Here is a 1,698-nt window from a genome sequence, read left to right on the forward strand (position 1 = left end):
TTGGTCCTTCGTCAGCTTTTCTCAACTGCTCGTTAAGCTTGGCGTTTTCCTCGGAATTGCGGAAATACCGTTTAAAACCGTAAGCTGAAAAACCAATAATCGCTGCAATAACATCGATAGGATAGTAGATGTTGGCCACCTCGATTTTACCATTGAACGCACCCCAAACAACACTTGATATAACACTTGTAGCACCTAATAGCAGAAAGACAGAATCCGGTTGATTTCTAATAAACATGTTACCGATCAGATAGACGAACCAGGCCAAAGGGAACAAATAAAGAAAAGAGAACACTTTGGCTGCAAATGAATAATAAATAAGTGGTGCCGGTGCAATCAATAGAAATGCCGAGTAGAGGCCCAACACAATAATGTACGAATAGAACAACCNCCCAGGTATAACGGCAACCAAAGTAATAGCAAGCTATCATGATCAGACACGATAGAAAGGCTAGAAAACACTAGCAACAGAAAGAATATAAGAAATGACTTTTGCCGTGGACCGAACACATACAATAGGATAGCGTATAAACCATGCAGCAGTAGTATGATGAAGGTTGCAAGTTGAAAGCCGATGGAATACCAGCGTTCAGTGTCAATGGCAGCTTGGGAACCCAGACGAATGGACTTGATAATGCCACCTTTTAGCGGATGATCGAAATTGGCTACACGCACAAGCAGCTCGATTTCCTTCACATTGTCTGCCGTATAGGATGCGGTATAAGAGACGGCCCTTGGCCTGTATGTTTGGGCTTGCTCTGTGGGTAATCCGAATACCGCTGCCGTCTCACCATTAATTTCAACAATGGAAGATGCCTGAATTTGTTGGATCCAGAACGTATAGGGTTGGTTTAGTGGCTGATCGACCAAAATGCGCAGTCGATACGTTCCGTAGCCAAACGATGAGTTCGATTCTTTCGATAAGGCGCTGCGCCAATCTCCTGGAACTTGAACATAATGTGGCTGGTGAATAGCTGAGCTCGTCGTGTCTTCATGCGAGATGAATGCCTTAGGGTAAAATTCCCATTCACCATCCAATGGAATGGAGCCGGAATTTTCGAAGTTCCAGCCGCGCATATCAAGTACACCTCGAGCCGCACCAGGATGTTCCGGCGTAGCAAGAATCGTAAACCAACTCCATCGGAGACTAAGAAAAATAGAGAGAAATACCATAATAATTGTAATTTGTTTTAAAATAGTATAATTACGTATCCATATCATAAAATATTAATTTCGATACAATCTTCGAAACTCCTTTTTCTGTAAAAATCTAAAAAGAAGGGACCCTGGTAATGTATCAACAGTAGCTAAGAAAGGTAGCAAGCGATTGCAACATATCGCCATCAAGATAGGAGCAATAAATACCCCTAAAACGAAAAAAACACTATTCCTCCCTCTATGAATTAAAGTTTTTCTTATAAATACTTATGTATTCTTACAATATCTTGATTTTTATAAACGAAGCTTCAGTTAGACATTTGAAACTTTTTAAAATATTGGAAGTAGGGGATGTAGGCCATCAAAGACCTACGGCCTTTTTTGAAAAAATATGGTTGCACATTGGATCTCCACAGGACTCATGGTGGTATACCCTCCCATGTCTCTTAGGATCATATGTCCATACTTTCCTTCGTTCAACCTGTCCATGAGGTGGAGGCCAGAGATGCTCCTTTTCAGGGTCAATGCCCGCATGGAAAA

This window comes from Aneurinibacillus migulanus (assembly GCF_001274715.1).
Taxonomy (GTDB): Bacteria; Bacillota; Bacilli; order Aneurinibacillales; family Aneurinibacillaceae; genus Aneurinibacillus; species Aneurinibacillus migulanus.